4 protein-coding genes are annotated in these 6,313 nt (G+C 31.1%); 2 read left to right on the top strand and 2 right to left on the bottom strand.

Annotation, left to right across the window (positions count from 1 at the left end):
- Positions 1 to 126: 126 nt before the first annotated feature.
- Positions 127 to 318: a hypothetical protein gene (locus I6U48_RS29175; RefSeq protein ID WP_218324024.1), complete on the bottom strand. Its 192-nt coding sequence runs from the start codon at positions 316 to 318 to the stop codon at positions 127 to 129.
- A gap of 290 nt (positions 319 to 608) precedes the next feature.
- Here I6U48_RS29175 and I6U48_RS29170 point away from each other — a divergent pair, with 290 nt between their 5' ends.
- Positions 609 to 3,032, top strand: coding sequence for a hypothetical protein (locus I6U48_RS29170; protein ID WP_218324023.1), 2,424 nt, complete (start codon positions 609 to 611; stop codon positions 3,030 to 3,032).
- A 316-nt stretch (positions 3,033 to 3,348) separates the two neighbouring features.
- On the opposite strand, the gene I6U48_RS29165 is transcribed toward I6U48_RS29170, so the two are convergent.
- Complete coding sequence (locus tag I6U48_RS29165; RefSeq protein WP_218324022.1) at positions 3,349 to 5,346, bottom strand: oxidoreductase; 1,998 nt, start codon at positions 5,344 to 5,346, stop codon at positions 3,349 to 3,351.
- Positions 5,347 to 5,502: 156 nt separating this feature from the next.
- Between I6U48_RS29165 and I6U48_RS29160 the strand changes: the two genes are divergently transcribed.
- A complete protein-coding gene (locus tag I6U48_RS29160) occupies positions 5,503 to 6,084 on the top strand; it encodes a TetR/AcrR family transcriptional regulator (protein ID WP_218324021.1) in 582 nt (193 codons plus the stop codon).
- Positions 6,085 to 6,313: the final 229 nt, after the last annotated feature.

The raw sequence follows: 6,313 nt of genomic DNA, 5'->3' as shown, positions 1-6,313 counted from the left end.
ACTTTTGATACAAGTCTTAGCTCATATTTTTGAAAAAGCTTAGAAGATTTGATTGTTTGAGCAGAGCGAGTTATCAAAGATTCTTAGCTTTTTTAAAAATATGGGCTTTAGACTTGTCAAAAGTATTTATCGTGCTGAAAGGATGTAAATATATCCCGGAGCATAAGTTAAGTGTCGGCCTTGTTTATCTATAACTGTTTCTGTTACTTCAGGTCTAACCCTAACTTTAACTCTAGGAACGTAAATATACTTATCTAATATTCTCCATTCCACCATCATTGCTATATTTCTCAATTTATTTAACAATCTATTATCCATATTAAATTCCACCTTTTTTTAAATTTTTGTTGTTAATAATTATATTTTATAAAATATTTATTACATAATTGTGACAAAGGTATCACATTACTATGAATTTTGTTGAAAGCATATTGCAAATCTAACCTTTATCCAAAATACTCCAAGAAGTGTACCTATTTACAAAACTTCTCTTATAGTGTAAAATTACATTATAAGAGAAGTTTTATCCATCAAAGTCATAACGACTTTAAAATTACGGCAAAAAAAGCATTGACCCAATAATATAATGTTAAAAAGGGGATGATTCTATGGATAATTTGAATGATCATAAAAGAAGATCTGCAACTTTTAAGTCTGAAGCCCTTAAATTAAAGCAATTAAATTATATTAATGATGACACCTTTAATACTATAAAGCAGGCATATGATGAATATGACCATGATTATTCTCAACAATTGATACAGGAGCCCTCTCATCAATTATCAAATAATATATCACCACAAAAACCTAAGCCTGTAGTTTCACCAGAACAAATAAGAGAAAGAAATATATCAATAATTATGATTGTAGGTGTTATTCTTCTTTTACTTGGAGGTGTAATCCTAGCAACAAGCACCTGGGATATTATGAGCAGCCTAATGAAAACAATGCTCATATTTATGGTTTGCTTCTTATTCTATGGAATGAGTATTGTTTCAGAGAAAGTGCTTAAAATTCATAAAACTGCATATGCATTTTTAAGTTTATCAGCATTGTTTTTACCTATTTCTATATTATCTGCTGGTTATTTTGAACTCTTTGGATCATGGCTATCCTTTCATGGCGGCGGTAGATATGTCCTAGGTATACTAGGCAGCATTATTTGTACTGCCCTATATACAGCTAATGCTTTCAAACTAAATTCTAAATTATTTATGTGGTTTACTATGGTTGCAAATACAGTAACCATGATGTTTATAGTATTGCAAATTAAAAATACTAGGGAAATATTCTTTTTAGGAATGATCTTATATTGTAGTTTATTAATACTCTTATATCATAAAATTAAGGATAATTCTAAATTAAGCCTGTTATCAAAAGAGTTAGTAAAATATATTCCAATTATCACTTCCTTTTTCGCTGTATTACTATTAATATTTAGTCAAAGCTATAAACGTGAATACCTTATACTTTTAATATCATATATGCTGCTATTTATAAATATGTCTTATCTATCTTATAAGCGTAAAATTTTAAGTTACCCCGCATTACTATTATTAATGGCGGCAGGATATTATTCATATTTACTTATTAATACGTCATATCCCATATATAAGATCCTTAGAGATTCTTCAAATATGTTTGGAATCTATATGTTTATACTATCAGCAATAATATTCTTTTTCTTATATTATAAAAATAATTATAAATATACCCTACACTTAAAAACAAGCAGTATGGCAACTTCCTTGGTAATGATGTATATGTGTATGGCATCAGCAGCGATTGGAAATAAGCATATAAAATTAGGCTTAGAAGCAATTATTTTAAGCTTGTTATTATTCCTATTACTGAAGAGTATGAAAGAGGAATTTGAGATAAAAACCTTCTTATATTTAATTTTACTTAACATTACCCCTATTGTGAGTTCCTTAGTGTCTTTCAATACCCATATTACAATTGGTTTAGAAAATATTATGGTGTTAACTTCATATATTATCTTTATTCTATGGTTTTTCTCAAAAGGAATCTGGAAAGATAGAATCTCTTATTACTTCATAGTTTTTGGAGTTTGCAGTCAATATCTATTCAACCTTATTTATCCTTTTGGAACTACTGAATTATTAAAAGTAGTAATCCTTGCCGTAACAGTATTATATGTTCTTCACAAAAGAAGTTGGTCTATGTTTAATCTTATTTCGTTAGTCCCCTTAATATATGCCATTAATAGATTTACTCATGGATTAACAATTCCAAATCACGAAACTATTGCAATACTAATCCTAGTAGCAGTATTAATTATCTTTAAGTTCGCTGGTGAACTACTCTCCAAGGATTTATACATTATGAAAAAACGAGAGTTTACCTTTATTGATTTCTACTTCCCTGCTGCATTGCTTATGTACCCCATTATATGGGAACACGCTCGTAACATGAGTTTAATATATAGACTTATTCCTGGATTACTACTTATATACTTATTAAGTTCACAAGTAAAAAGAGTATCTGATAATTTAATTAAAAGTATTATTCTCTCATTATCTATAGTATCTTCACTGATACCGTACTATCTACTAATAGGAGAATATATGACCCATAGTTCTTTTTACTATTGTATAGCCTGTTACGTGCCTTGGATGCTTCTAGCAGAACTTATTATAAATAGTGCATGGAAGAATGATAAAAAAATAGCTTACAAGGTTCAATGGCTTATATTGGGACTGGTTTCTTTAAGATTATTAATCGCTGTGAATTCAAGCTACACTGCTATTATATTTGGAATACTTTCTATATTTTCTATTATTGTTGGTATGCAATATAGAATAAGATGTTACTTCTTTGTAGGAATATTGACCTTGACATTTAATATATTGATTCAGACTAAACCATTTTGGGGAAGTTTACCTTGGTGGGCTTATTTAATAATATCTGGTTTTATATTAATAGGCTTAGCAAGTTTTAACGAATGGCAAAAGAAAAATGAAAAGAAACTGCTCAAAGATAAATTAGATAAATTTAAAGATTGGCTGTAAGCAATCTGAAGATTCAAAGAAATTAGCAAGTGAGCCTCTCTCACAAGAAATCTAATTTGGAATTTTTTCCACACTCGACTCACTTGCTACTAATATAAATTCTCAATTATACAAATACTTGTCTATAATTTCTTCTCCATAAAATAAAACTTACCCTTTCTCCAATTTGCCTCTCCTACTTTGATGTATAGACGCCCACAATAAGCTAATCCATGAAAATTTAACTGTCCAATTCATTTTAAGTGATAAATCTTTTGACAGATGAAAAATGAAACATTTTTGTATCTTATATTCTAAAAAATTATTATATATTTTTTTAAATTGCCATAGCAATTTCATATGCATCCCAAATAGCTCCCATTAGATTAGATACCTCTGATGAATCTCCAATCAAATTTACTTCTGCACCACAATCTTTTATTGCTTCATATAAAAATCTATCACTGATGTATCCAATACTTGTAATAATTGTATCGGCATCTAATTCAACAGTTTTACCGTTTTCTTCAAACTGTACACCTTTCGATGTGATTGCGATAACCTTTGTATTAGTATGAACACCAATATTATGAGAAGATATAAGATTTTGAAGCATCATTTTATTGGCTGCATTTAAGCCCTGTACTTGTAAAATGTCAGGAAGCATCTCAAGTATTTCAACTTGTTTTCCTTTATCTTTTGTTAGGCTATACGCAATTTCAACGCCAGTAAGTCCGCCGCCTATAATAACCACTTTATCACCGATTGGTTTTGTCTCCAATAATGCTTCCACTGCGGTTATAACTTTTTCTGAATTTGCTCCATCTACATTTAGTTTTCTTGCAGTTGAACCAGTTGCTACAAAAATAGAATCTGGCTTAGAAGCTTCAATAACGTTTTCATTTACTTCTGTGCTCATATGAACATTCACACCAGTATCTTTAAGTTGTTTCTCATACCATCTTATTAACTTTTTATCTTCTTCTTTAAAACTCATAGAAGAAGCAGGAATGAAAACACCGCCAAGACTATTTGTGCGTTCATATAAATCTACTTTATGCCCTCTAAGTGCGCTGACTCTTGCAGCTTCCATACCGCTTATACCGCCGCCGATGACCATAATATTCTTTTTAATATCAGCAGGCTTAATTTCATATTCTCTTTCCATGTTAACTTGTGGATTAACTGCACATGAAGTATACTTTCCAGAGAAAAATCTTTCCAAACATCCTGCGTGACATCCTATGCAAGGTCTTATATCATCTAAATCTTCACTTTGTACTTTATTTACCCATTCAGGGTCAGCAAGCAACGCTCGTCCAACAGAAATAGCATCTATACTTCCACTTGCAACAGCTTCGGCTGATATTTCAGGATCATCCATTTTGCCTGCACATATAACAGGAATATCAACAAACTGTTTTATATATTGAGCATCTGCCAAGTTACATGCTTTCGGCATATATACTGGTGGGTGTGCAAAATACCATGATTCATATGTGCCATTGTCTGCATCTAAAGCATCATAACCAGCATCCTGAAGAATTTTTGCTATTTTAGCACTCTCTTCTAAATCACGGCCAAATTCTTCGAATTTTTCTCCAAGAAGGGCACCTTTATCAGTACCAAATCCTTTCATATAACTTTTAACACTATATCTTATCAAAACAGGAAAATCTTTTCCACATTTCTCTTTTATTGCTTTTACTGTTTCTGTAGCATAACGAAGTCTGTTCTCTAAACTTCCTCCATATTGGTCTGTACGACGATTAGTACATTCCATAGAAAATTGGTCCATTAAGTACCCTTCATGAAGCGCATGAACTTCTACCCCATCAAAGCCTGCCTGTTTTACAGCATAAGCACCATCAGCATAAGATTGTATAAGAAATTGAACTTCTTCTGTTGTTAATGCACGATGCATCATTTCAGGATGCCAGACATTTGGATTTTCTGATGAAGAAATAGGGTCATTATCTATAAAGAAACCCTCTTTGCGATTTCTGCCAGCACCATTTGCTATTTGAATTATAATTTTAGCACCATACTTATGGACTTCGTCGGTAAGCTTTTTGGAAGCTTCTATATAAGCATCACCTGCTGTTGACAATGTAGCATGCATTGAGTCTAGTTTATTCTGGCATGCTATACCTGTTGTCACAATTAATCCTACACCGCCTTTAGCACGTGCAACATAGAAATCCACACCTTGTTGATTAAAACTTCCATCAGGATTTTTTGCATGTGAACCCATTGGAGCCATTGCTATTCGGTTTTTTACTTCCATTGTACCTATTTTCATAGGTTGAAACAATGCATCAACTTTACCTTTCATAAAAAGCACCTCTCTCTTATTAAGTTGAAATTTTTGTTACCGTGGTATACCTTAATTGTACACTGCGGTATACTTTATGTCAATACTTTCACAAATAGCAATTTATATGTTTTAACAAGTATGATATAATAGCATATAAGCATCGGAGGGATAAAAGTGATAGAAAATATAAAACATACAATTTTGGTTAAAGCTATTGAACTTTTCAAAAAAAATGGGTTTAAAAATGTGACTATTAATGAAATTTGTGAAAGCTGCAATATTACAAAAAGGACATTTTATTATCACTATGATTCAAAAAAAACTCTACTTTTAGATCATTTTTCTTTAGTTGATGAAAATATAGAAAATACTTTAAAGGATATAGATAAAGAAACGACATGGCTTGGTAAGTGTTGGAAAGTAAAGCAAATTTATATAAGCGGTATTGCAAATTTGAATGCAGATATATTAAAAAATTTAATTATAATTGATATGGAACAGCAAAATCATATGTTCAGTTTTGTGTTAAATGATTTTGATCCTAATTTGAAAAGATTGCGACAAATAGTTATTGAATATACGCGTAAAGGACAAGAAGCAGGGGAAATTGATGCCAATATTTCCCCTGAAGATTTATCATATTGTTTTGCATCTGCATTTTTGGGATTAGCTGTAAGCTGGAGTTCAACAGGAGGAAATTATGACCTGGTAGAAGCATCAAAAAAATATTTTTATTTAATATACAAAAAAAAGTAATGGAGAGTGTCACACTATTATAGATAGCCACACCAGACACTTAACTTATACGCAGGGATATATTTACATTTTGTAAGACACATTTAAATACTTTTACCACAAGTCTTAGCTCATATTTTTGAAAAAGCTTAGAAGATTTGATTGGTTAAAAGTCTAAATGACTTTTAACGAGCAACTTATCAATGGTAATTGATAAGTTGGTCCGACTGAGCACAGCGAGTTATCAAAG

The organism is Clostridium thailandense (genome assembly GCF_019207025.1).
Classification (GTDB): Bacteria; Bacillota; Clostridia; order Clostridiales; family Clostridiaceae; genus Clostridium_AM; species Clostridium_AM thailandense.
Note: the sequence above shows the minus strand (reverse complement) of the source record. Positions and strands in the feature narration are given on the sequence as shown.

Excerpts from the sequence above, each read along its gene's own strand:
- I6U48_RS29165 (WP_218324022.1), bottom strand. The coding sequence starts at position 5,346 with ATGAAAGGTAAAGTTGATGCATTGTTTCAACCTATGAAAATAGGTACA.
- I6U48_RS29170 (WP_218324023.1), top strand. The coding sequence starts at position 609 with ATGGATAATTTGAATGATCATAAAAGAAGATCTGCAACTTTTAAGTCT.
- I6U48_RS29175 (WP_218324024.1), bottom strand. The coding sequence starts at position 318 with ATGGATAATAGATTGTTAAATAAATTGAGAAATATAGCAATGATGGTG.